Annotated in this window: 21 protein-coding genes and 6 tRNA genes; 20 read left to right on the top strand and 7 right to left on the bottom strand. The window is 50.0% G+C overall.

The window, feature by feature from the left end; genetic code table 11:
* Nucleotides 1-892: 892 nt before the first annotated feature.
* The 19 genes from cydA (at nt 893) to pnuC (ending at nt 12,598) form a co-directional block, all read left to right on the top strand.
* Complete coding sequence (gene cydA / locus C0K55_RS07155; protein ID WP_001516006.1) at nt 893-2,461, top strand: cytochrome ubiquinol oxidase subunit I; 1,569 nt, start codon at nt 893-895, stop codon at nt 2,459-2,461.
* A gap of 15 nt (nt 2,462-2,476) precedes the next feature.
* Nucleotides 2,477-3,616, top strand: a complete 1,140-nt coding sequence (cydB, locus tag C0K55_RS07150) for a cytochrome d ubiquinol oxidase subunit II (protein ID WP_000568264.1) — start codon at nt 2,477-2,479, stop codon at nt 3,614-3,616.
* Nucleotides 3,617-3,630: 14 nt separating this feature from the next.
* A complete protein-coding gene (gene cydX, locus C0K55_RS07145) occupies nt 3,631-3,744 on the top strand; it encodes a cytochrome bd-I oxidase subunit CydX (RefSeq protein ID WP_000270283.1) in 114 nt (37 codons plus the stop codon).
* Nucleotides 3,744-4,037 (top strand): cyd operon protein YbgE, encoded by a 294-nt coding sequence (gene ybgE, locus C0K55_RS07140; protein WP_000034596.1) that lies wholly within the window; start codon nt 3,744-3,746, stop codon nt 4,035-4,037. The genes cydX and ybgE overlap by 1 nt, the downstream gene beginning before the upstream one ends.
* A 149-nt stretch (nt 4,038-4,186) precedes the next feature.
* Entirely contained in the window at nt 4,187-4,591 is a 405-nt protein-coding gene (ybgC, locus tag C0K55_RS07135; protein ID WP_001098372.1) for a tol-pal system-associated acyl-CoA thioesterase, read from the top strand.
* Complete coding sequence (gene tolQ / locus C0K55_RS07130) at nt 4,588-5,280, top strand: Tol-Pal system protein TolQ (RefSeq protein WP_000131311.1); 693 nt, start codon at nt 4,588-4,590, stop codon at nt 5,278-5,280. The genes ybgC and tolQ overlap by 4 nt, the downstream gene beginning before the upstream one ends.
* Before the next feature lie 3 nt (nt 5,281-5,283).
* The gene (gene tolR / locus C0K55_RS07125; protein ID WP_000090096.1) at nt 5,284-5,712 is read left to right on the top strand and encodes a colicin uptake protein TolR; all 429 of its coding nucleotides are present in this window, start codon (nt 5,284-5,286) and stop codon (nt 5,710-5,712) included.
* A gap of 64 nt (nt 5,713-5,776) precedes the next feature.
* Complete coding sequence (tolA, locus tag C0K55_RS07120; protein ID WP_105266970.1) at nt 5,777-7,009, top strand: cell envelope integrity protein TolA; 1,233 nt, start codon at nt 5,777-5,779, stop codon at nt 7,007-7,009.
* 132 nt (nt 7,010-7,141) lie between these two features.
* Nucleotides 7,142-8,434: a Tol-Pal system beta propeller repeat protein TolB gene (gene tolB, locus C0K55_RS07115; RefSeq protein ID WP_010352214.1), complete on the top strand. Its 1,293-nt coding sequence runs from the start codon at nt 7,142-7,144 to the stop codon at nt 8,432-8,434.
* Between the two features lie 34 nt (nt 8,435-8,468).
* Nucleotides 8,469-8,990, top strand: coding sequence for a peptidoglycan-associated lipoprotein Pal (pal, locus tag C0K55_RS07110; protein ID WP_001295306.1), 522 nt, complete (start codon nt 8,469-8,471; stop codon nt 8,988-8,990).
* A 9-nt stretch (nt 8,991-8,999) separates the two neighbouring features.
* Nucleotides 9,000-9,788, top strand: a complete 789-nt coding sequence (gene cpoB / locus C0K55_RS07105) for a cell division protein CpoB (RefSeq protein WP_000097584.1) — start codon at nt 9,000-9,002, stop codon at nt 9,786-9,788.
* 164 nt (nt 9,789-9,952) lie between these two features.
* Nucleotides 9,953-10,028, top strand: a tRNA-Lys gene (locus tag C0K55_RS07100).
* 35 nt (nt 10,029-10,063) lie between these two features.
* Nucleotides 10,064-10,139 (top strand) — tRNA-Val (locus tag C0K55_RS07095).
* A 2-nt stretch (nt 10,140-10,141) separates the two neighbouring features.
* Nucleotides 10,142-10,217 (top strand) — tRNA-Lys (locus C0K55_RS07090).
* A gap of 51 nt (nt 10,218-10,268) precedes the next feature.
* Nucleotides 10,269-10,344: transfer RNA gene (locus tag C0K55_RS07085), tRNA-Val, on the top strand.
* Between the two features lie 3 nt (nt 10,345-10,347).
* Nucleotides 10,348-10,423: transfer RNA gene (locus C0K55_RS07080), tRNA-Lys, on the top strand.
* A gap of 33 nt (nt 10,424-10,456) precedes the next feature.
* Nucleotides 10,457-10,532, top strand: a tRNA-Lys gene (locus C0K55_RS07075).
* A 265-nt stretch (nt 10,533-10,797) separates the two neighbouring features.
* Nucleotides 10,798-11,841: a quinolinate synthase NadA gene (gene nadA, locus C0K55_RS07070; RefSeq protein WP_016248492.1), complete on the top strand. Its 1,044-nt coding sequence runs from the start codon at nt 10,798-10,800 to the stop codon at nt 11,839-11,841.
* A 37-nt stretch (nt 11,842-11,878) separates the two neighbouring features.
* Entirely contained in the window at nt 11,879-12,598 is a 720-nt protein-coding gene (gene pnuC / locus C0K55_RS07065) for a nicotinamide riboside transporter PnuC (RefSeq protein ID WP_061090939.1), read from the top strand.
* Here the strand turns inward: pnuC and zitB are convergent.
* A complete protein-coding gene (gene zitB / locus C0K55_RS07060) occupies nt 12,595-13,530 on the bottom strand; it encodes a CDF family zinc transporter ZitB (protein ID WP_000951311.1) in 936 nt (311 codons plus the stop codon). The two genes, pnuC and zitB, sit on opposite strands and share 4 nt — an antisense overlap.
* 113 nt (nt 13,531-13,643) lie before the next feature.
* Nucleotides 13,644-14,024 carry a YbgS-like family protein gene (locus tag C0K55_RS07055; RefSeq protein ID WP_105266805.1) on the bottom strand — a complete coding sequence of 127 codons (381 nt, stop codon included), beginning with the start codon at nt 14,022-14,024 and terminating at the stop codon, nt 13,644-13,646.
* A 315-nt stretch (nt 14,025-14,339) separates the two neighbouring features.
* Between C0K55_RS07055 and aroG the strand changes: the two genes are divergently transcribed.
* Nucleotides 14,340-15,392: a 3-deoxy-7-phosphoheptulonate synthase AroG gene (gene aroG, locus C0K55_RS07045; RefSeq protein WP_001109190.1), complete on the top strand. Its 1,053-nt coding sequence runs from the start codon at nt 14,340-14,342 to the stop codon at nt 15,390-15,392.
* A 172-nt stretch (nt 15,393-15,564) separates the two neighbouring features.
* Here aroG and gpmA read toward each other — a convergent pair whose 3' ends face one another.
* The 5 genes from gpmA to galE all read right to left on the bottom strand — a co-directional run bounded on the left by gpmA (nt 15,565) and on the right by galE (nt 20,778).
* Nucleotides 15,565-16,317 carry a 2,3-diphosphoglycerate-dependent phosphoglycerate mutase gene (gene gpmA, locus C0K55_RS07040; protein WP_001295305.1) on the bottom strand — a complete coding sequence of 251 codons (753 nt, stop codon included), beginning with the start codon at nt 16,315-16,317 and terminating at the stop codon, nt 15,565-15,567.
* A gap of 202 nt (nt 16,318-16,519) precedes the next feature.
* Nucleotides 16,520-17,560, bottom strand: coding sequence for a galactose-1-epimerase (galM, locus tag C0K55_RS07035; protein ID WP_000931379.1), 1,041 nt, complete (start codon nt 17,558-17,560; stop codon nt 16,520-16,522).
* Nucleotides 17,554-18,702, bottom strand: a complete 1,149-nt coding sequence (gene galK / locus C0K55_RS07030) for a galactokinase (protein ID WP_061090937.1) — start codon at nt 18,700-18,702, stop codon at nt 17,554-17,556. Before galK ends, galM begins: the two co-directional genes overlap by 7 nt.
* Nucleotides 18,703-18,705: 3 nt before the next feature.
* Nucleotides 18,706-19,752 carry a galactose-1-phosphate uridylyltransferase gene (gene galT, locus C0K55_RS07025; protein ID WP_000191515.1) on the bottom strand — a complete coding sequence of 349 codons (1,047 nt, stop codon included), beginning with the start codon at nt 19,750-19,752 and terminating at the stop codon, nt 18,706-18,708.
* A gap of 9 nt (nt 19,753-19,761) precedes the next feature.
* A complete protein-coding gene (gene galE / locus C0K55_RS07020) occupies nt 19,762-20,778 on the bottom strand; it encodes a UDP-glucose 4-epimerase GalE (RefSeq protein ID WP_001265440.1) in 1,017 nt (338 codons plus the stop codon).
* Nucleotides 20,779-21,023 lie beyond the last annotated feature (245 nt).

The raw sequence follows: 21,023 nt of genomic DNA, 5'->3' as shown, positions 1-21,023 counted from the left end.
AGGAATCTGGAGTTTTATAACACTCACTTACAATCCCACTTCGTTGTTTCGTGTTGCTGTTAAATGAATAACAATATTCTATATATAACAGCCTGCGGTAGACTTACTTGCTGAATTACCTGCTATTTTTCTTAATTGTTAATTGCTGAATTAATCGTAGAGGACAAGAGCGGGAAAATACCTATACCCTATAATTTCGCTTAAAAAATTTTCGTCCCGCCTGACTATACCCAATACATCTATTCCTATAAGTGATTATTACCAGAGAAACAATAAAATAATGGACTCATAGGAATGTGCTCATAAAGACAACAATCGATTAATTTTGATAAAAATATGTTATGTAAAATGGCAACAAATTGGCTACTCTAACTAATTAGTATTATAAAAAGTCGATAAAGCAGCTCTGTTAAATAAAATACTGGTTTTTTATCTATATCTCTCCATTGCGATAATAATTATGCATTTATGATTTACAATATGTTAACAATAAAATTACCAACAATCTCTAATTCACACATAATTAACATATCTGATTGATTTTGATATAAATCAATTTTTAATTCTTGAAAAAAATCTGCAAAACACGATAAATTGTCGTAGATTAAATTGGTGAGATGGTGACAATTTCGCTATAAATTGATCACTGTCGAAAAATGCAAATTTGTTCAATAAAAACCTGTTTATTGTAAGGATTTTGCGGCGTAATATAATTGCGGGATCAATTTGGTTTATTCATTAACATGTTTGTAACTTTTTATCATTGTCTTTTCCTCTTTTGATGAAATGGCAACGATAGGGGCGAGCAAATAATTTTGTATTGGGGCATGCGTGTGACCCTTTCTAACGGGGTTCACTCTCGGAGTCTTCATGCGATGAGCAAGGAGTCATGATGTTAGATATAGTCGAACTGTCGCGCTTACAGTTTGCCTTGACCGCGATGTACCACTTCCTTTTTGTGCCACTGACGCTCGGTATGGCGTTCCTGCTGGCCATCATGGAAACGGTCTACGTCCTTTCCGGCAAACAGATTTATAAAGATATGACAAAGTTCTGGGGCAAGTTGTTTGGTATCAACTTTGCTCTGGGTGTGGCAACCGGTTTAACCATGGAGTTCCAGTTCGGGACTAACTGGTCTTATTATTCTCACTATGTAGGGGATATCTTCGGTGCGCCGCTGGCAATCGAAGGTCTGATGGCCTTCTTCCTCGAATCCACCTTTGTAGGTCTGTTCTTCTTCGGTTGGGATCGTCTGGGTAAAGTTCAGCATATGTGTGTCACCTGGCTGGTGGCGCTCGGTTCAAACCTGTCCGCACTGTGGATTCTGGTTGCGAACGGCTGGATGCAAAACCCAATCGCGTCCGATTTCAATTTCGAAACTATGCGTATGGAGATGGTGAGCTTCTCCGAGCTGGTGCTTAACCCGGTTGCTCAGGTGAAATTCGTTCACACTGTTGCGTCTGGTTATGTGACTGGCGCGATGTTCATCCTCGGTATCAGCGCATGGTATATGCTGAAAGGCCGTGACTTCGCCTTCGCAAAACGCTCCTTTGCTATCGCTGCAAGCTTCGGTATGGCTGCTGTTCTGTCCGTTATTGTTCTGGGTGATGAATCCGGTTACGAAATGGGTGACGTGCAGAAAACCAAACTGGCTGCTATTGAAGCCGAGTGGGAAACTCAACCTGCGCCTGCTGCCTTTACTCTGTTCGGTATTCCTGATCAGGAAGAGCAGACGAACAAATTTGCAATCCAGATCCCTTATGCGCTGGGTATCATCGCTACACGTTCTGTGGATACGCCGGTTATCGGCCTGAAAGAGCTGATGGTGCAGCACGAAGAACGTATCCGTAACGGGATGAAAGCGTACTCTCTGCTTGAGCAACTGCGTTCTGGTTCTACCGACCAGGCTGTACGCGATCAGTTCAATAGCATGAAGAAAGATCTCGGTTATGGTCTGCTGCTGAAACGCTATACGCCGAATGTGGCGGATGCGACTGAAGCGCAGATTCAACAGGCAACCAAAGACTCTATTCCACGTGTAGCACCGCTGTACTTCGCGTTCCGCATCATGGTGGCGTGTGGCTTCCTGCTGTTGGCAATTATCGCGCTCTCCTTCTGGAGCGTAATCCGCAACCGTATCGGTGAGAAAAAATGGCTGCTGCGCGCCGCGCTGTACGGTATTCCGCTGCCGTGGATCGCTGTAGAAGCGGGCTGGTTTGTTGCCGAATATGGTCGTCAACCGTGGGCTATCGGTGAGGTGCTGCCTACCGCAGTGGCGAACTCGTCGCTGACTGCAGGCGATCTCATCTTCTCTATGGTTCTGATTTGCGGCCTGTATACCCTGTTCCTGGTGGCAGAAATGTTCTTAATGTTCAAGTTTGCACGCCTCGGCCCAAGCAGCCTGAAAACCGGTCGCTATCACTTTGAGCAGTCTTCCACGACTACTCAGCCGGCACGCTAAGACAGGAGTCGTCAAATGATCGATTATGAAGTATTGCGTTTTATCTGGTGGCTGCTGGTTGGCATTCTGCTGATTGGTTTTGCAGTCACTGACGGTTTCGACATGGGGGTGGGCATGCTCACCCGTTTCCTCGGTCGTAACGACACCGAGCGTCGAATTATGATTAACTCCATCGCCCCACACTGGGACGGTAACCAGGTTTGGCTGATCACTGCAGGCGGCGCATTATTTGCTGCCTGGCCGATGGTCTATGCCGCTGCGTTTTCCGGCTTCTATGTCGCGATGATCCTCGTGCTGGCATCTTTGTTCTTCCGTCCGGTCGGTTTTGATTACCGTTCCAAGATTGAAGAAACCCGCTGGCGTAACATGTGGGACTGGGGCATCTTCATTGGTAGCTTCGTTCCGCCGCTGGTGATTGGCGTGGCGTTCGGTAACCTGTTGCAGGGTGTACCGTTCAATGTTGATGAATATCTCCGTCTGTACTACACCGGTAACTTCTTCCAACTGCTCAATCCGTTCGGCCTGCTGGCTGGTGTGGTAAGCGTCGGGATGATCATCACTCAGGGTGCAACCTATCTGCAAATGCGCACCGTTGGTGAACTGCACCTGCGTACCCGTGCAACGGCTCAGGTGGCGGCGCTGGTAACGCTGGTGTGCTTCGCACTGGCTGGCGTATGGGTGATGTACGGTATCGACGGTTATGTTGTGAAGTCGACAATGGACCATTACGCAGCATCTAACCCGCTGAATAAAGAAGTGGTTCGTGAAGCTGGTGCATGGCTGGTGAACTTCAACAACACGCCAATTCTGTGGGCTATTCCGGCTCTGGGGGTGGTTCTACCACTGCTGACTATCCTGACTGCGCGTATGGATAAAGCCGCGTGGGCGTTTGTGTTCTCTTCTCTGACACTGGCCTGCATCATTCTGACTGCGGGTATTGCAATGTTCCCGTTTGTAATGCCGTCCAGCACCATGATGAATGCAAGTCTGACAATGTGGGATGCAACTTCCAGCCAACTGACGCTTAACGTCATGACCTGGGTTGCGGTGGTTCTGGTGCCGATCATTCTGCTCTACACCGCCTGGTGTTACTGGAAAATGTTCGGACGTATCACCAAAGAAGATATTGAACGTAACACCCACTCTCTGTACTAAGTAAGGAGCTAAAAATGTGGTATTTCGCATGGATTCTGGGAACGCTTCTTGCCTGTTCATTTGGGGTAATTACCGCGCTGGCGCTTGAGCACGTCGAATCAGGCAAAGCCGGTCAAGAAGACAGTTGATGAGTAAGATTATCGCAACCTTGTATGCGGTAATGGACAAGCGCCCTCTGAGGGCGCTTTCCTTCGTGATGGCGCTTCTGTTAGCAGGATGTATGTTTTGGGACCCATCACGTTTTGCCGCGAAGACCAGTGAGCTGGAAATCTGGCATGGATTATTGCTGATGTGGGCCGTCTGCGCAGGCGTTATTCACGGCGTGGGGTTTCGTCCGCAGAAGGTTCTTTGGAAAGGGATTTTTTGCCCATTGCTTGCTGATCTTGTTCTCATTGTAGGGCTGATTTTCTTCTTCTTTTAAATCAGAATTCTCTTTAAAAATTTATGGGCCGTTGAGGGTCCATAAATTTTTACGCTCCCTTAACTTACCCTCATTCCCAAACCTCAATCGCACGCGTATAGTAGCAGCGTTTAAAAGTTCTAACTTTTGTTGCATTACCGGGATGTAAAGTGAATACAACGCTGTTTCGATGGCCGGTTCGTGTCTATTATGAAGATACTGATGCCGGTGGTGTGGTGTACCATGCCAGTTACATCGCTTTTTATGAAAGAGCACGCACAGAGATGCTGCGCCACCATCACTTTAGCCAACAGGCACTGATGGCTGAACGTGTTGCCTTCGTGGTGCGTAAAATGACGGTGGAATATTACGCACCTGCACGGCTCGACGATATGCTCGAAATACAGACTGAAATAACATCAATGCGTGGCACCTCTTTGGTTTTCACGCAACGTATTGTCAACGCCGAGAATACTCTGCTGAATGAAGCTGAGGTTCTGATTGTTTGCGTTGACCCACTCAAAATGAAGCCTCGTGCGCTTCCTAAGTCTATTGTCGCGGAGTTTAAGCAGTGACTGACATGAATATCCTTGATTTGTTCCTGAAGGCTAGCCTTCTGGTTAAACTTATCATGTTGATTTTGATTGGTTTTTCAATCGCATCCTGGGCCATTATTATCCAGCGGACCCGTATTCTTAACGCTGCAGCGCGTGAAGCCGAAGCGTTTGAAGATAAATTCTGGTCTGGAATCGAACTTTCTCGCCTCTATCAGGAGAGCCAGGGAAAACGGGATAATCTCACTGGGTCGGAACAAATCTTTTACAGCGGGTTCAAAGAATTTGTGCGCCTGCATCGTGCCAACAGCCATGCGCCGGAAGCAGTGGTGGAAGGGGCTGCACGTGCGATGCGTATCTCTATGAATCGTGAGCTGGAAAATCTGGAAACACACATTCCGTTTCTCGGTACGGTGGGTTCTATCAGCCCGTATATCGGTTTGTTTGGTACAGTCTGGGGGATCATGCACGCTTTTATTGCCCTTGGTGCGGTGAAGCAGGCAACACTGCAAATGGTGGCTCCCGGTATCGCAGAAGCGTTGATTGCCACGGCAATCGGTCTGTTCGCCGCTATTCCGGCGGTTATGGCTTACAACCGTCTTAACCAACGCGTAAACAAACTGGAACTGAATTACGATAACTTTATGGAAGAGTTTACTGCGATTCTGCACCGCCAGGCGTTTACCGTTAGCGAGAGCAACAAGGGGTAAGCCATGGCCAGAGCGCGTGGACGAGGTCGTCGCGATCTCAAGTCCGAAATCAACATCGTACCGTTGCTGGATGTACTGCTGGTGCTGTTGCTGATCTTTATGGCGACAGCACCCATCATTACCCAGAGTGTGGAGGTCGATCTGCCAGACGCTACTGAATCGCAGGCAGTGAGTAGTAACGATAATCCGCCAGTGATAGTTGAAGTATCTGGTATTGGTCAGTACACCGTGGTGGTTGAGAAAGATCGCCTGGAGCGTTTACCTCCAGAGCAGGTGGTGGCAGAAATCTCCAGCCGTTTCAAGGCTAATCCGAAAACGGTCTTTCTGATCGGTGGCGCAAAAGATGTGCCTTACGATGAAATAATTAAAGCGCTGAACTTGTTACACAGTGCGGGTGTGAAATCGGTTGGTTTAATGACGCAGCCTATCTAAGCATCTGCGTTTCCCTTGCTTGAAAGAGAGCGGGTAACAGGCGAACAGTTTTTGGGAACCGAGAGTGTCAAAGGCAACCGAACAAAACGACAAGCTCAAACGGGCGATAATTATTTCAGCAGTGCTGCATGTCATCTTATTTGCGGCGCTGATCTGGAGTTCGTTCGATGAGAATATAGAAGCTTCAGCCGGAGGTGGCGGTGGTTCGTCTATCGACGCCGTAATGGTTGATTCAGGTGCGGTAGTTGAGCAGTACAAACGCATGCAAAGCCAGGAGTCAAGCGCGAAGCGTTCCGAAGAGCAGCGCAAGATTAAGGAACAGCAGGCAGCCGAAGAACTCCGTGAAAAGCAAGCGGCTGAACAGGAACGCCTGAAGCAACTTGAGAAAGAGCGGTTAGCTGCTCAGGAACAGAAAAAGCAGGCTGAAGACGCTGCCAAACAGGCTGAGTTAAAGCAGAAGCAAGCGGAAGAAGCGGCAGCGAAAGCTGCGGCAGATGCTAAAGCGAAGGCCGAAGCGGATGCCAAAGCAGCAGCCGAAGCGGCGAAGAAAGCGGCTGCGGATGCGAAGAAAAAAGCGGAAGCAGAAGCTGCCAAAGCCGCAGCCGAAGCGCAGAAGAAAGCTGAGGCTGAAGCCGCCAAAGCGGCTGCGGCACTGAAGAAGAAAGCCGAAGCTGCAGAAGCCGCCGCTGCTGAAGCAAGAAAGAAAGCAGCGGCTGAAGCTGCTGAAAAAGCGAAGGCTGAAGCTGAGAAGAAAGCGGCTACTGAAAAGGCTGCGGCTGATAAGAAAGCAGCGGCAGAGAAAGCTGCGGCTGATAAGAAAGCAGCAGCAGAGAAAGCAGCAGCAGAGAAGAAAGCAGCAGCGGCAAAAGCGGCTGCTGAAAAAGCCGCTGCAGCTAAAGCGGCCGCAGAGGCAGATGATATCTTCGGTGAGCTAAGCTCTGGTAAGAATGCACCGAAAACCGGTGGTGGGGCGAAAGGGAACAATGCTTCGCCTGCCGGGAGTGGTAATACTAAAAACAATGGCGCATCAGGTGCAGATATCAATAACTATGCCGGGCAGATTAAATCTGCTATCGAAAGTAAGTTTTATGACGCATCGTCTTATGCAGGCAAAACCTGTACGCTGCGCATAAAACTGGCACCAGATGGCATGTTACTGGATATCAAACCTGAAGGTGGCGATCCCGCACTTTGTCAGGCTGCATTGGCAGCAGCTAAACTTGCGAAGATCCCGAAACCACCAAGCCAGGCAGTATATGAAGTGTTCAAAAACGCACCATTGGACTTCAAGCCGTAATCGCGATGTTGGCCGTCACGGCGGTTAATATCAGACATCGGTTGTCGCGGGGTTCTGGTAGTTTTGTGTATTTGAGTTTGTTAACATTCTGCTAAATTATCGTGGACTATCTGTCCGGATAAGGGAGATATGATGAAGCAGGCATTACGAGTAGCATTTGGTTTTCTCATACTGTGGGCGTCGGTTCTGCACGCTGAAGTCCGCATTGTGATCGACAGTGGTGTAGATTCCGGTCGTCCTATTGGTGTCGTTCCTTTCCAGTGGGCAGGGCCTGGTGCGGCACCTGAAGATATTGGCGGCATCGTTGCTGCTGACTTGCGTAACAGCGGTAAATTTAACCCGTTAGATCGCGCTCGTCTGCCACAGCAGCCGGGTAGCGCGCAGGAAGTTCAACCCGCAGCATGGTCTGCACTGGGTATTGACGCTGTGGTTGTAGGTCAGGTCACTCCGAACCCGGACGGCTCTTACAATGTTGCTTATCAGCTAGTTGATACCGGTGGTGCTCCGGGTACTGTACTTGCTCAGAACTCATATAAAGTTAACAAGCAATGGCTGCGTTATGCTGGCCATACCGCCAGTGACGAAGTGTTTGAAAAACTGACCGGCATTAAGGGTGCGTTCCGTACTCGTATTGCCTACGTTGTTCAGACCAACGGTGGTCAGTTCCCGTACGAATTGCGCGTATCTGACTACGATGGCTACAACCAGTTTGTGGTTCACCGTTCTCCGCAGCCGCTGATGTCTCCGGCGTGGTCACCAGACGGTTCTAAACTGGCATATGTCACCTTCGAAAGCGGTCGTTCCGCGCTGGTTATCCAGACGCTGGCAAATGGCGCTGTGCGTCAGGTGGCTTCATTCCCGCGTCACAACGGTGCGCCAGCGTTCTCACCGGATGGCAGCAAACTGGCGTTTGCCCTGTCTAAAACGGGTAGCCTGAACCTGTACGTAATGGATTTAGCTTCTGGTCAGATTCGTCAGGTGACTGATGGCCGTAGCAACAACACTGAACCGACCTGGTTCCCGGACAGCCAGAACCTGGCATTTACTTCTGACCAGGCAGGTCGTCCGCAGGTTTATAAAGTGAATATCAACGGCGGTGCGCCACAACGTATTACCTGGGAAGGTTCGCAGAACCAGGATGCGGATGTCAGCAGCGACGGTAAATTTATGGTAATGGTCAGCTCCAATGGTGGGCAGCAGCACATTGCCAAACAAGATCTGGTAACGGGAGGCGTACAAGTTCTGTCGTCAACGTTCCTGGATGAAACGCCAAGTCTGGCACCTAACGGCACTATGGTAATCTACAGCTCTTCTCAGGGGATGGGATCCGTGCTGAATTTGGTTTCTACAGATGGGCGTTTCAAAGCGCGTCTTCCGGCAACTGATGGACAGGTCAAATTCCCTGCCTGGTCGCCGTATCTGTGATAATAATTAATTGAATAGTAAAGGAATCATTGAAATGCAACTGAACAAAGTGCTGAAAGGGCTGATGATTGCTCTGCCTGTTATGGCAATTGCGGCATGTTCTTCCAACAAGAACGCCAGCAATGACGGCAGCGAAGGCATGCTGGGTGCCGGCACTGGTATGGATGCGAACGGCGGTAACGGCAACATGTCTTCCGAAGAGCAGGCTCGTCTGCAAATGCAACAGCTACAGCAGAATAATATCGTTTACTTCGATCTGGACAAATACGATATCCGTTCTGATTTCGCTCAAATGCTGGATGCACACGCAAACTTCCTGCGTAGCAACCCGTCTTACAAAGTCACCGTAGAAGGTCACGCGGACGAACGTGGTACTCCGGAATACAACATCTCCCTGGGTGAACGTCGTGCGAACGCCGTTAAGATGTACCTGCAGGGTAAAGGTGTTTCTGCTGACCAGATCTCCATCGTTTCTTACGGTAAAGAAAAACCTGCAGTACTGGGCCATGACGAAGCGGCATACTCCAAAAACCGTCGTGCGGTACTGGTTTACTAAGAGAATTGCATGAGCAGTAACTTCAGACATCAACTATTGAGTCTGTCGTTACTGGTTGGTATAGCGGCCCCCTGGGCCGCTTTTGCTCAGGCACCAATCAGTAGTGTCGGCTCAGGCTCGGTCGAAGACCGCGTCACTCAACTTGAGCGTATTTCTAATGCTCACAGTCAGCTTTTAACTCAACTTCAGCAGCAACTCTCCGATAATCAGTCCGATATTGATTCCCTGCGTGGTCAAATTCAGGAAAATCAGTATCAACTAAATCAGGTCGTGGAGCGGCAAAAGCAGATCCTGTTGCAGATCGATAGCCTCAGCAGCGGTGGTGCAGCGACGCAATCTGCCAGCGTTGAGCAAAGCGGGGCGGCGGCAACAACGCCAACGGCTGATGCTGGTACTGCGAGTGCTGGCGCGCCGGTGAAAAGCGGTGATGCAAACACTGATTACAATGCAGCTATTGCACTGGTGCAGGATAAATCCCGCCAGGATGATGCGATGGTGGCATTTCAGAATTTCATCAAAAATTATCCTGATTCAACTTACCTGCCAAACGCCAATTATTGGCTGGGTCAGTTAAACTACAACAAGGGTAAGAAAGATGATGCGGCGTACTATTTTGCTTCGGTAGTGAAAAACTATCCGAAGTCACCGAAGGCTGCAGATGCGATGTTTAAGGTCGGCGTCATCATGCAGGACAAAGGTGACACTGCGAAAGCGAAAGCCGTGTACCAACAGGTTATCAGTAAGTACCCTGGTACTGATGGCGCCAAACAGGCACAAAAACGTCTGAACGCTATGTAATGCATAACACGCGACCAGAAGTCGCATTATTTCTGGTCGTGTCGTGCGAATCATAAGCAGTTGAGTGATCTACATCGAAATTTTTGTTGCGCTCAAATCTGAAATCAGTAATATATGCCGCCGTTGCCACGGGATATCAAACAAACCGAAAGCAACACTAAAGTGGGTCGTTAGCTCAGTTGGTAGAGCAGTTGACTTTTAATCAATTGGTCGCAGGTTCGAATCCTGCACGACCCACCACTAGCATAGTTAGTTGTAGTATCCAGCGTAGTATCGGGTGATTAGCTCAGCTGGGAGAGCACCTCCCTTACAAGGAGGGGGTCGGCGGTTCGATCCCGTCATCACCCACCACCGGGTCGTTAGCTCAGTTGGTAGAGCAGTTGACTTTTAATCAATTGGTCGCAGGTTCGAATCCTGCACGACCCACCACTAATTATGGTGGGTTAGGTGGAAACAGTTAGTAGTATCCAGCGCAGTATCGGGTGATTAGCTCAGCTGGGAGAGCACCTCCCTTACAAGGAGGGGGTCGGCGGTTCGATCCCGTCATCACCCACCACTCGGGTCGTTAGCTCAGTTGGTAGAGCAGTTGACTTTTAATCAATTGGTCGCAGGTTCGAATCCTGCACGACCCACCATCCTGAATGATTAAAGCAGTATAATCCCGCAAGGGGTCGTTAGCTCAGTTGGTAGAGCAGTTGACTTTTAATCAATTGGTCGCAGGTTCGAATCCTGCACGACCCACCAATGTGAAAAGGCACCCTAAAGGTGCCTTTTTGCTATCTTAACATCCCTCGATTTTAATTCGTAAGTTCCCACGCTTGATGAGTGAATAACCTTATGTAGGTCGGATAAGCGCAAAGCGTTGCATCCAATATCACGTACGTAATTCTTGTGACTTTTCCCTGCCATTCGGTTATCTTGTTTAGCATATAAAACAAATGAAATCGGTAATAGCGATATCACGCTTCATATCGGTTTAAATGTTAAGTCTGCAAAACGAGATAGCAAGATGAGCGTGATGTTTGATCCTGAAGCAGCGATTTATCCTTTCCCAGCAAAGCCGACGCCGTTAAGCATTGATGAAAAAGCGTATTACCGCGAGAAAATAAAACACCTGCTGAAAGAACATAATGCGGTTATGGTCGCCCACTACTACACCGACCCTGAAATCCAACAACTGGCGGAGGAAACCGGCGGCTGCATTTCCGATTCGCTGGAAATGGCGCGCTTTGGTGCAAAGCATCCTGCTTCTACGCTGTTAGTTGCTGGGGTGAGATTTATGGGAGAAACCGCCAAAATCCTCAGCCCGGAAAAAACAATTCTGATGCCCACACTTAAGGCCGAATGTTCACTGGATCTCGGGTGCCCCATTGAAGAATTTAACGCATTTTGTGATGCCCATCCCGATCGTACTGTCGTCGTCTACGCTAACACGTCTGCTGCGGTAAAAGCGCGTGCAGATTGGGTGGTGACTTCAAGCATTGCCGTCGAACTTATTGATCATCTGGATAGTTTGGGGGAAAAAATCATCTGGGCACCAGACAAACATTTGGGGCGTTACGTGCAAAAACAGACGGGCGCAGACATCTTATGCTGGCAAGGTGCCTGCATCGTTCATGATGAGTTTAAGACTCAGGCGTTAACCCGCTTACAAAAACAATACCCTGACGCTGCCATACTGGTACATCCGGAGTCACCCCAGGCCATTGTCGATATGGCCGATGCGGTCGGTTCCACAAGTCAGTTGATCAATGCTGCGAAAACATTGCCGCATCAACGGCTTATTGTGGCGACGGATCGGGGGATCTTCTACAAAATGCAGCAAGCGGTGCCTGACAAGGAGCTACTGGAAGCGCCAACCGCTGGCGAGGGTGCAACCTGCCGTAGCTGTGCGCATTGCCCGTGGATGGCCATGAATGGCCTCCAGGCCATCGCAGAGGCATTAGAACAGGGAGGAAGCAAACACGAGGTTCATGTTGATGAAAAGCTGCGAGAGAGGGCGCTGGTGCCGCTCAACCGTATGCTGGATTTTGCGGCTACACTACGTGGATAGCTGACAATAAGGCATCATGCTACGCATTGGAGGAAAGATGGATTTTTTTAGCACACAGAACATTCTGGTTCATATACCGATCGGTACTGGCGGTTACGATCTCTCATGGATCGAAGCGGTAGGGACGATCGCTGGGTTACTGTGTATTGGCCTTGCCAGCCTGGAGAAGAGCAGCAACTACTTTTTTGGTCTGATCAACGTTACCTTGTTTGGCATTATTTTCTTTCAGATTCAATTGTATGCCAGCTTACTGCTGCAGGTATTTTTCTTTGCCGCTAACATTTATGGTTGGTATGCCTGGTCGCGACAAACCAGTCAGCATGAAGCCGAGTTGAAAATTCGCTGGCTGCCACTGCCGAAGGCATTAACCTGGTTGGCTGTTTGCGTCGTTGCCATTGGTCTGATGACGGTATTTATCAACCCGGTATTTGCGTTCCTGACCCGCGTGGCGGTAATGATTATGCAAGCGTTGGGTCTACAAGTGGCTATGCCAGAATTGCAACCAGACGCCTTCCCATTCTGGGATTCCTGCATGATGGTACTCTCCATCGTGGCAATGATCCTGATGACACGTAAATACGTCGAAAACTGGTTACTGTGGGTCATTATTAACGTGATCAGCGTGGTGATTTTCGCCTTGCAGGGGGTTTATGCCATGTCGCTGGAGTATCTGATCCTGACCTTTATTGCCCTGAACGGCAGCCGGATGTGGATAAACAGCGCACGCGAAAGAGGTTCACGCGCGCTGTCTCATTAATGGTGATGATGTGAATGGCCGGAAACCCCTTGATTAAGGTGGCAATCCGGCCCATGACAAGGCTGATATTCCATCTGAATCGTGGCGTGCTCAATCTGATAGTTGTCCATCAGATAGTGTTGGATCTTGTCCAACAATGCGTCGTGATCGTGTGGCGGGATCACCTGCACATGCAGCGTCATTACTGGCTTCTCGCCCACCATCCACACGTGTACATGATGCACATTGCGCACTTCCGGGATTTCCCGGCACATGCGGCGCTTCAGTTCAGCGATATCCAGCGAAACCGGCGCACCTTCAAGTAATTCATTCACGCTGTCTTTCAATAATCGCCAGGCACTGCGCAGAACCAGAAGTGAAACGAGAATGGAAAGAATAGGGTCAGCAGGCGTCCAGCCGGTCCAGATAATAATCAACGCCGCGATGATAGCGCCGACAGAACCCAGCAGATCCCCCAGGACATGCAACGCTGCCGCGCGTACATTGAGATTTTTCTCTTCACTGCCACGATGCAGCAACCAGAAAGAAAGCACATTCGCCAGCAATCCAGCCACGGCAATAGTCATCATCATACCGCCTTCAACCGGACGTGGCGTGCGGAAGCGTTCTATCGCCTCCCAGACAATCAAAATAGTAATCACCACCAGGGCGATGGCATTTACAAACGCCGCGAGGGTGGTCAATCGAAGCCAGCCGAAAGTATGGCGAATGGTGGGGGGACGACGGGAAAATTGAACGGCAAGTAGGGCGAAAAGCAGGGCGGCAGTATCGGTCAGCATATGACCCGCATCGGCCAGCAATGCCAGAGAACCGGAAAGAAAGCCGCCAATAACTTCAACCAGCATAAAACCGGCGGTAACGCTGAAAGCATATAACAAGCGACGAGCATTATTATCTTCTGGCAGATGTGCGGAAGTGTGTGAGTGCGCCATGACGAGTCATCCCTTAATTAATCTCACTTAACTTTATGACATCATACTGCTTTTAGAAGGGAAAAATTAAAAGGGAGAGACTCCGCTCTCCCTGTATTGGCTTTATTGCAGGATTACTGTGTTGTACCGTCGGTTTTGGTATCGACATCATTGTTGATGCCATCACCGGTTTGGACTTTTTTATTGATGTCCGGACAGCGACCATCTTTGCACATCGTATTTTTGTGCTCTTCATCTTTGGTCATGCCATCATTATCCATTGATGAACCGTTCGGGTGCAGCATGGTGCCGCCCGAGTTGCTATTAACCCTGCTATTATCGACGTTATTTGGCGCGACATTTTCACGGGCATCTGGGGCAACCTGGCCCGCATCAGCCGCAGCGTTTGCCTGGCCGTTATTAGTTTGTGCGCCGCTATCGGCAGCCAGTGCAGCTCCGCTGGCAAGACTAAGAGTGGCAGTCAGAAATAGAGTGGCCAGTTTTGTCATTTTCATACGATGCTCCTGTTATGGTCGTTATGTCGGATAACCTCTTCCAACAGTGCATTTGCAGGTGATTGTCAGGCAATGGTTTAAGATTTCAGCCAGAAGAATAAATCCAGCAGAGAATCTTGAAAAAATTAATAAACAAAGAAGTTACAGTTAGAAATTGTAGGTGAGATCTCGTTTTTCGCGACAATCTGGCGTTTTTCTTGCTAATTCCAGGATTATTCCGTTCATAGTGTAAAACCCCGTTTACACATTCTGACGGAAGATATAGATTGGAACTATTGCATTCACTAAATTAAGTATGGCAACACTGGAACAGACATGAATTATCAGAACGACGATTTACGCATCAAAGAAATCAAAGAGTTACTTCCGCCTGTCGCATTGCTGGAAAAATTCCCCGCTACCGAAAATGCCGCGAATACGGTTGCCCATGCCCGTAAAGCGATCCACAAGATCCTGAAAGGTAATGATGATCGCCTGTTAGTGGTGATTGGCCCTTGTTCAATTCATGATCCTGTAGCCGCTAAAGAGTATGCAACCCGCTTGCTGGCGCTGCGTGAAGAGCTGAAAGACGAGCTGGAAATCGTCATGCGTGTCTATTTTGAAAAGCCGCGTACGACAGTGGGTTGGAAAGGGTTGATCAACGATCCGCATATGGATAACAGTTTCCAGATCAACGACGGTTTGCGCATTGCTCGTAAATTGCTGCTCGACATTAACGATAGTGGCCTGCCAGCAGCAGGTGAGTTTCTCGATATGATCACCCCGCAGTATCTGGCCGACCTGATGAGTTGGGGCGCAATTGGCGCACGTACAACCGAATCGCAGGTTCACCGTGAACTGGCGTCTGGTCTTTCTTGCCCGGTAGGATTCAAAAATGGCACCGATGGCACGATTAAAGTGGCTATTGATGCCATTAATGCTGCTGGTGCGCCGCACTGCTTCCTGTCAGTGACCAAATGGGGTCATTCGGCAATTGTGAATACCAGCGGTAACGGCGATTGCCATATCATTCTGCGCGGCGGTAAAGAGCCTAACTACAGTGCGAAACACGTTGCTGAAGTGAAAGAAGGGCTGAAAAAAGCGGGTTTACCGGCGCAGGTGATGATTGATTTCAGCCATGCAAATTCGTCCAAACAATTCAAAAAGCAGATGGAAGTTTGCGCTGACGTTTGCCAGCAGATTGCCGGTGGTGAAAATGCCATTATTGGCGTGATGGTGGAAAGTCACCTGGTTGAAGGGAACCAGAGTCTGGAAAGCGGTGAGCCGCTGGCCTATGGCAAGAGCATCACCGATGCCTGCATTGGCTGGGAAGATACCGACTCTCTGTTACGTCAACTGGCGAACGCCGTAAAAGCACGTCGCGGATAAGGTTTATAGTCCCGACCTGCGAATCGCCATGACTGTACGTTTGTAGGCCTGATAAGACGCGTAGCGTCGCATCAGGCAATGTGCTCCGTTGTCAGTTACGTACGCCTTGTGCAAAAACAAAAAAAGCCGACTCACTTGCAGTCGGCTTTCTCATTTTTTCAACGGATTACGCTTACTTTGCTTTACCCTGGTTCGCAACGGCCGCTGCTTTCGCCGCGATCTCGTCAGCATTACCCAGGTAATAACGTTTCAGAGGTTTGAAGTTTTCGTCAAACTCATACACCAGCGGTACGCCAGTCGGGATATTCAGCTCAAGGATCTCTTCTTCACTCATGTTATCGAGATATTTCACCAGCGCACGCAGGGAGTTACCATGTGCCGCGATGATCACGCGCTCACCGCTCTTCATGCGTGGCAGAATGGTTTCATTCCAGTAAGGGATCACGCGGTCAATGGTCAGCGCCAGGCTTTCCGTCAGCGGCAGCTCTTTTTCGCTCAGTTTAGCGTAACGCGGATCGTGGCCCGGATAACGCTCATCATCTTTAGTCAGTTCCGGCGGAGTTACCGCAAAACCACGACGCCACTGTTTCACCTGCTCGTCGCCATATTTTTCAGCGGTTTCCGCTTTGTTCAGACCCTGCAACGCACCGTAGTGACGTTCGTTCAGTTTCCAGGATTTCTCAACGGGCAGCCATGCCTGATCCAGTTCGTCCAGCACATTCCACAGAGTATGGATAGCGCGCTTCAGCACAGAGGTGTAAGCAAAGTCAAAGCTGTAACCTTCCTCTTTCAGCAGCTTGCCTGCTGCTTTTGCTTCGCTTACGCCTTTCTCAGACAGATCCACGTCGTACCAACCGGTGAAACGGTTTTCTTTATTCCACTGGCTTTCGCCATGACGAACCAGAACCAGCTTAGTTACAGCCATATACTTACTCCTCAAATCATTATTTAATGATAATAATTCTCATTATATTGCCGTGGGATAACAACAGCAATGCTTACGCATAACCATAGCGAAAATAGTGTCGCAGTGTAAGGTTGTTGTGAATATTGAGTTGCAAATATGTATTCATTTGCTGGCAAGATGAACGATACGATGAGAAAGCCCTCATATTGAGGGCTTGAAGTCACTGTGCAATAAACTGATATTCCGTCTGGCTGGAATACTCTTCGCCTGGGCGTAAGAAACAGTCCGGCTGCGGCCATTCAGGATGGTTCGGGCTGTCCGGCAAAAACTCGCTTTCCAGCGCCAGACCTTGCCAGTCGGCGTAAGGTTCAGTTCCCCGCGAGGGTGTGCCGCCAAGGAAGTTGCCGGAGTAAAATTGCAAAGCCGGAGCGGTGGTGTAGACCTTAAGCTGCAATTTCTCATCTGCTGACCAGACATGCGCTGCCACTTTCTTGCCATCGCCTTTGGCCTGCAACAAGAACGCGTGATCGTAACCTTTCACTTTGCGCTGATCTTCGTCGGCAAGAAACTCACTGGCGATGATTTTGGCGCTGCGGAAATCAAAAGACGTACCGGCAACAGATTTCAGTCCGTCGTGCGGAATACCGCTTTCATCTACCGGCAGATATTCGTCAGCCAGAATCTGCAGCTTGTGATTACGCACGTCAGACTGTTCACCGTCGAGGTTGAAATAGACGTGGTTAGTCATATTCACCGGGCAAGGTTTATCAACCGTGGCGCGATAGGTGATAGAGATACGGTTATCATCGGTCAGACGATACTGCACCGTCGCGCCGAGATTACCCGGAAAGCCCTGATCGCCATCTTCTGAAGTCAGGGCAAACAGCACCTGACGATCGTTCTGATTTACAATCTGCCAGCGACGTTTATCGAATCCTTCCGGGCCGCCGTGTAGCTGGTTGACACCCTGACTTGGCAACAGCGTGACAGTTTCGTCGTCAAAGGTATAACGGCTATTGGCGATACGGTTGGCATAGCGACCAATAGAGGCCCCCAGAAATGCGGCCTGATCCTGATAGCATTCCGGGCTGGCACAGCCGAGCAGCGCCTCGCGGACGCTGCCATCGGAAAGCGGAATACGGGCGGAAAGTAAAGTTGCACCCCAGTCCATCAGCGTGACTACCATCCCTGCGTTGTTACGCAAAGTTAACAGTCGGTACGGCTGACCATCGGGTGCCAGTGCGGGAGTTTCATTCAGCACTGTCCTGCTCCTTGTGATGGTTTACACACGTAAAAAGTCTCTTTAATGCCTGTTTTTGCTTCATATTGTTCAGCAACAGCGTGCTGTACTGCAGGCACCAGTTCTTCCGGGATCAGCGCAACAATACAGCCGCCAAACCCACCACCGGTCATGCGCACGCCCCCTTTGTCGCCAATCACTGCTTTTACGATTTCTACCAGGGTGTCAATTTGCGGTACGGTGATTTCGAAGTCATCGCGCATAGAGGCATGAGACTCCGCCATCAACTCACCCATACGTTTCAGGTCGCCTTGCTCCAGCGCGCTGGCAGCTTCAACGGTACGGACGTTTTCGGTCAGAACGTGACGCACGCGTTTTGCGACGATCGGATCCAGTTCATGCGCTACGGCGTTGAACTCTTCAATGGTGACATCGCGCAGGGCTGGCTGCTGGAAGAAACGCGCACCGGTTTCACACTGTTCACGGCGGGTGTTGTATTCGCTGCCGACCAGAGTGCGTTTGAAGTTACTGTTGATAATCACCACCGCCACACCTTTCGGCATGGAAACAGCTTTAGTCCCCAGTGAGCGGCAGTCGAGCAATAATGCATGATCTTTCTTGCCCAGAGCGGAAATCAACTGATCCATGATCCCGCAGTTACAGCCCACAAACTGGTTTTCAGCTTCCTGACCGTTAAGCGCGATTTGTGCGCCGTCCAGCGGCAGATGGTAAAGCTGTTGCAATACAGTACCGACTGCGACTTCCAGCGAAGCGGAAGAACTTAACCCGGCACCCTGCGGCACGTTGCCGCTGATCACCATGTCCACGCCACCAAAGCTGTTATTGCGCAGTTGCAGATGTTTCACCACGCCACGGACATAGTTGGCCCATTGGTAGCTGTCATGCGCGACAATGGGCGCATCAAGGGAAAACTCGTCAATCTGATTTTCATAATCGGCAGCCATAACGCGTACTTTGCGATCATCACGCGGCGCACAGCTAATCACCGTTTGATAATCAATCGCGCAGGGCAGAACAAAACCATCGTTGTAGTCGGTGTGTTCACCAATTAGATTCACGCGGCCAGGCGCCTGAATGGTATGAGTGGCAGGGTAGCCAAATGCGTTGGCAAACAGAGATTGTGTTTTTTCTTTCAGACTCATTTCTTACACTCCGGATTCGCGAAAATGGATATCGCTGACTGCACGCAAACGCTCTGCTGCCTGTTCTGCTGTCAGGTCTCGCTGGGTTTCTGCCAGCATTTCATAACCGACCATAAATTTACGCACGGTGGCAGAGCGTAACAGAGGTGGATAAAAGTGCGCGTGCAACTGCCAGTGTTGGTTCTCTTCGCCATTAAACGGCGCACCGTGCCAGCCCATCGAGTAAGGGAAGGAGCACTGGAAAAGATTGTCATAACGACTGGTCAGCTTTTTCAACGCCAGTGCCAGATCGCTGCGCTGGGCGTCGGTCAAATCGGTGATCCGCAGAACATGGGCTTTGGGCAGCAGCAACGTTTCGAACGGCCAGGCAGCCCAGTAAGGCACCACGGCTAACCAGTGTTCGGTTTCAACAACGGTACGGCTACCATCAGCCAGTTCACGCTGGACATAATCCACCAGCATGGGGGATTTCTGTTGGGCGAAATATTCTTTTTGCAGGCGGTCTTCGCGCTCAGCTTCGTTAGGCAGGAAGCTATTTGCCCAAATCTGTCCGTGCGGATGCGGGTTCGAGCAGCCCATTGCCGCCCCTTTGTTTTCAAACACCTGCACCCACGGGTACGTTTTTCCCAGCTCTGCGGTTTGTTCCTGCCAGGTTTTGACGATTTCCGTCAACGCGGCAACGCTTAACTCTGGCAGCGTTTTACTGTGATCCGGTGAAAAGCAGATCACCCGGCTGGTGCCACGTGCGCTCTGGCAACGCATCAGCGGATCGTTGCTTTCTGGTGCATCTGGCGTGTCAGACATCAATGCCGCAAAGTCATTGGTGAAAACGTAAGTCCCGGTGTAATCGGGGTTTTTATCGCCTGTAACCCGCACATTACCTGCGCAGAGGAAGCAATCAGGATCGTGCGCAGGCAACACCTGTTTAGCTGGCGTTTCCTGCGCCCCCTGCCAGGGGCGCTTTGCGCGATGCGGTGAAACCAGAATCCATTGCCCGGTGAGCGGGTTATAGCGGCGATGTGGATGATCAACGGGATTAAATTGCGTCATGGTCGTTCCTTAATCGGGATATCCCTGTGGATGGCGTGACTGCCAGTGCCAGGTGTCCTGCGCCATTTCATCGAGTGTGCGCGTTACGCGCCAGTTCAGTTCGCGGTCGGCTTTGCTGGCATCCGCCCAGTAGGCCGGGAGGTCGCCCGCACGGCGCGGTGCAAAATGATAGTTAACCGGCTTGCCGCAGGCTTTACTGAAGGCATTAACCACGTCCAGCACGCTGCTGCCTACGCCTGCACCGAGGTTGTAGATGTGTACGCCTGGCTTGTTCGCCAGTTTTTCCATCGCCACGACGTGACCGTCCGCCAGATCCATTACGTGGATGTAATCGCGAACACCAGTGCCATCTTCGGTCGGATAATCGTTACCAAAAATAGCCAGAGAGTCGCGACGGCCTACAGCAACCTGGGCGATATATGGCATCAGGTTATTCGGAATACCTTGCGGATCTTCGCCCATATCGCCCGACGGATGCGCACCAACCGGGTTGAAGTAGCGCAGCAGGGCAATGCTCCAGTCCGGCTGGGCTTTTTGCAGGTCGGTAAGGATCTGTTCCACCATCAGCTTGCTTTTGCCGTAAGGGCTTTGCGGTGTGCCGGTCGGGAAGCTCTCAACGTAAGGAATTTTGGGTTGATCGCCATAGACGGTGGCGGAGGAGCTGAAGATAAAGTTTTTGACGTTCGCGGCGCGCATGGCGCTAATCAGACGCAGGGTGCCATTGACGTTGTTATCGTAATATTCCAGCGGTTTTTGTACCGACTCGCCAACGGCTTTCAGCCCGGCGAAGTGGATCACGGTATCGATAGCGTGATCGTGCAGGATCTCGGTCATCAACGCTTCGTTGCGAATATCGCCTTCAACAAATGTCGGATGTTTGCCGCCTAAACGCTCGATAACAGGCAGTACGCTGCGCTTACTGTTACAGAGGTTATCAAGAATGATGACATCATGACCGTTTTGCAGTAATTGCACACAGGTATGACTTCCAATGTAACCGCTACCACCGGTAACCAGAACTCTCATAATTCGCTCCATCAGGCTTATGGTATGAAATAACCATAGCATAACAAAGATGCGAAAAGTGTGACATGGAATAAATTAGTGGAATCGTTTACACAAGAATTTAGCCATCTTTTATGTGCGATTAAGCGATTATAAAACAGAGAGTTGGTGAATGATTGCGTCTTTTATCTGAAAAAAGAGGTGTTTTCATGCCTGGATGTGTCTAACCGTAGACCGGATTAGGCGTTTACGCCGCATCCGGCACA

Origin of the sequence: Escherichia sp. MOD1-EC6098 (assembly GCF_002965865.1) — a bacterium.
Classification (GTDB): Bacteria; Pseudomonadota; Gammaproteobacteria; order Enterobacterales; family Enterobacteriaceae; genus Escherichia; species Escherichia marmotae.
The sequence above is the reverse complement of the archived record's forward strand: the minus strand, read 5'-3'. Positions and strand labels throughout refer to the sequence as shown.

Bases quoted from the DNA above. Each gene is read 5' to 3' on its own strand.
- cydA (WP_001516006.1), top strand. From the start codon at position 893: ATGTTAGATATAGTCGAACTGTCGCGCTTACAGTTTGCCTTGACCGCG.
- cydB (WP_000568264.1), top strand. From the start codon at position 2,477: ATGATCGATTATGAAGTATTGCGTTTTATCTGGTGGCTGCTGGTTGGC.
- cydX (WP_000270283.1), top strand. From the start codon at position 3,631: ATGTGGTATTTCGCATGGATTCTGGGAACGCTTCTTGCCTGTTCATTT.
- ybgE (WP_000034596.1), top strand. From the start codon at position 3,744: ATGAGTAAGATTATCGCAACCTTGTATGCGGTAATGGACAAGCGCCCT.
- tolR (WP_000090096.1), top strand. From the start codon at position 5,284: ATGGCCAGAGCGCGTGGACGAGGTCGTCGCGATCTCAAGTCCGAAATC.
- tolB (WP_010352214.1), top strand. From the start codon at position 7,142: ATGAAGCAGGCATTACGAGTAGCATTTGGTTTTCTCATACTGTGGGCG.
- pal (WP_001295306.1), top strand. From the start codon at position 8,469: ATGCAACTGAACAAAGTGCTGAAAGGGCTGATGATTGCTCTGCCTGTT.
- cpoB (WP_000097584.1), top strand. From the start codon at position 9,000: ATGAGCAGTAACTTCAGACATCAACTATTGAGTCTGTCGTTACTGGTT.
- nadA (WP_016248492.1), top strand. From the start codon at position 10,798: ATGAGCGTGATGTTTGATCCTGAAGCAGCGATTTATCCTTTCCCAGCA.
- pnuC (WP_061090939.1), top strand. From the start codon at position 11,879: ATGGATTTTTTTAGCACACAGAACATTCTGGTTCATATACCGATCGGT.
- zitB (WP_000951311.1), bottom strand. From the start codon at position 13,530: ATGGCGCACTCACACACTTCCGCACATCTGCCAGAAGATAATAATGCT.
- C0K55_RS07055 (WP_105266805.1), bottom strand. From the start codon at position 14,024: ATGAAAATGACAAAACTGGCCACTCTATTTCTGACTGCCACTCTTAGT.
- aroG (WP_001109190.1), top strand. From the start codon at position 14,340: ATGAATTATCAGAACGACGATTTACGCATCAAAGAAATCAAAGAGTTA.
- gpmA (WP_001295305.1), bottom strand. From the start codon at position 16,317: ATGGCTGTAACTAAGCTGGTTCTGGTTCGTCATGGCGAAAGCCAGTGG.
- galK (WP_061090937.1), bottom strand. From the start codon at position 18,702: ATGAGTCTGAAAGAAAAAACACAATCTCTGTTTGCCAACGCATTTGGC.
- galT (WP_000191515.1), bottom strand. From the start codon at position 19,752: ATGACGCAATTTAATCCCGTTGATCATCCACATCGCCGCTATAACCCG.
- galE (WP_001265440.1), bottom strand. From the start codon at position 20,778: ATGAGAGTTCTGGTTACCGGTGGTAGCGGTTACATTGGAAGTCATACC.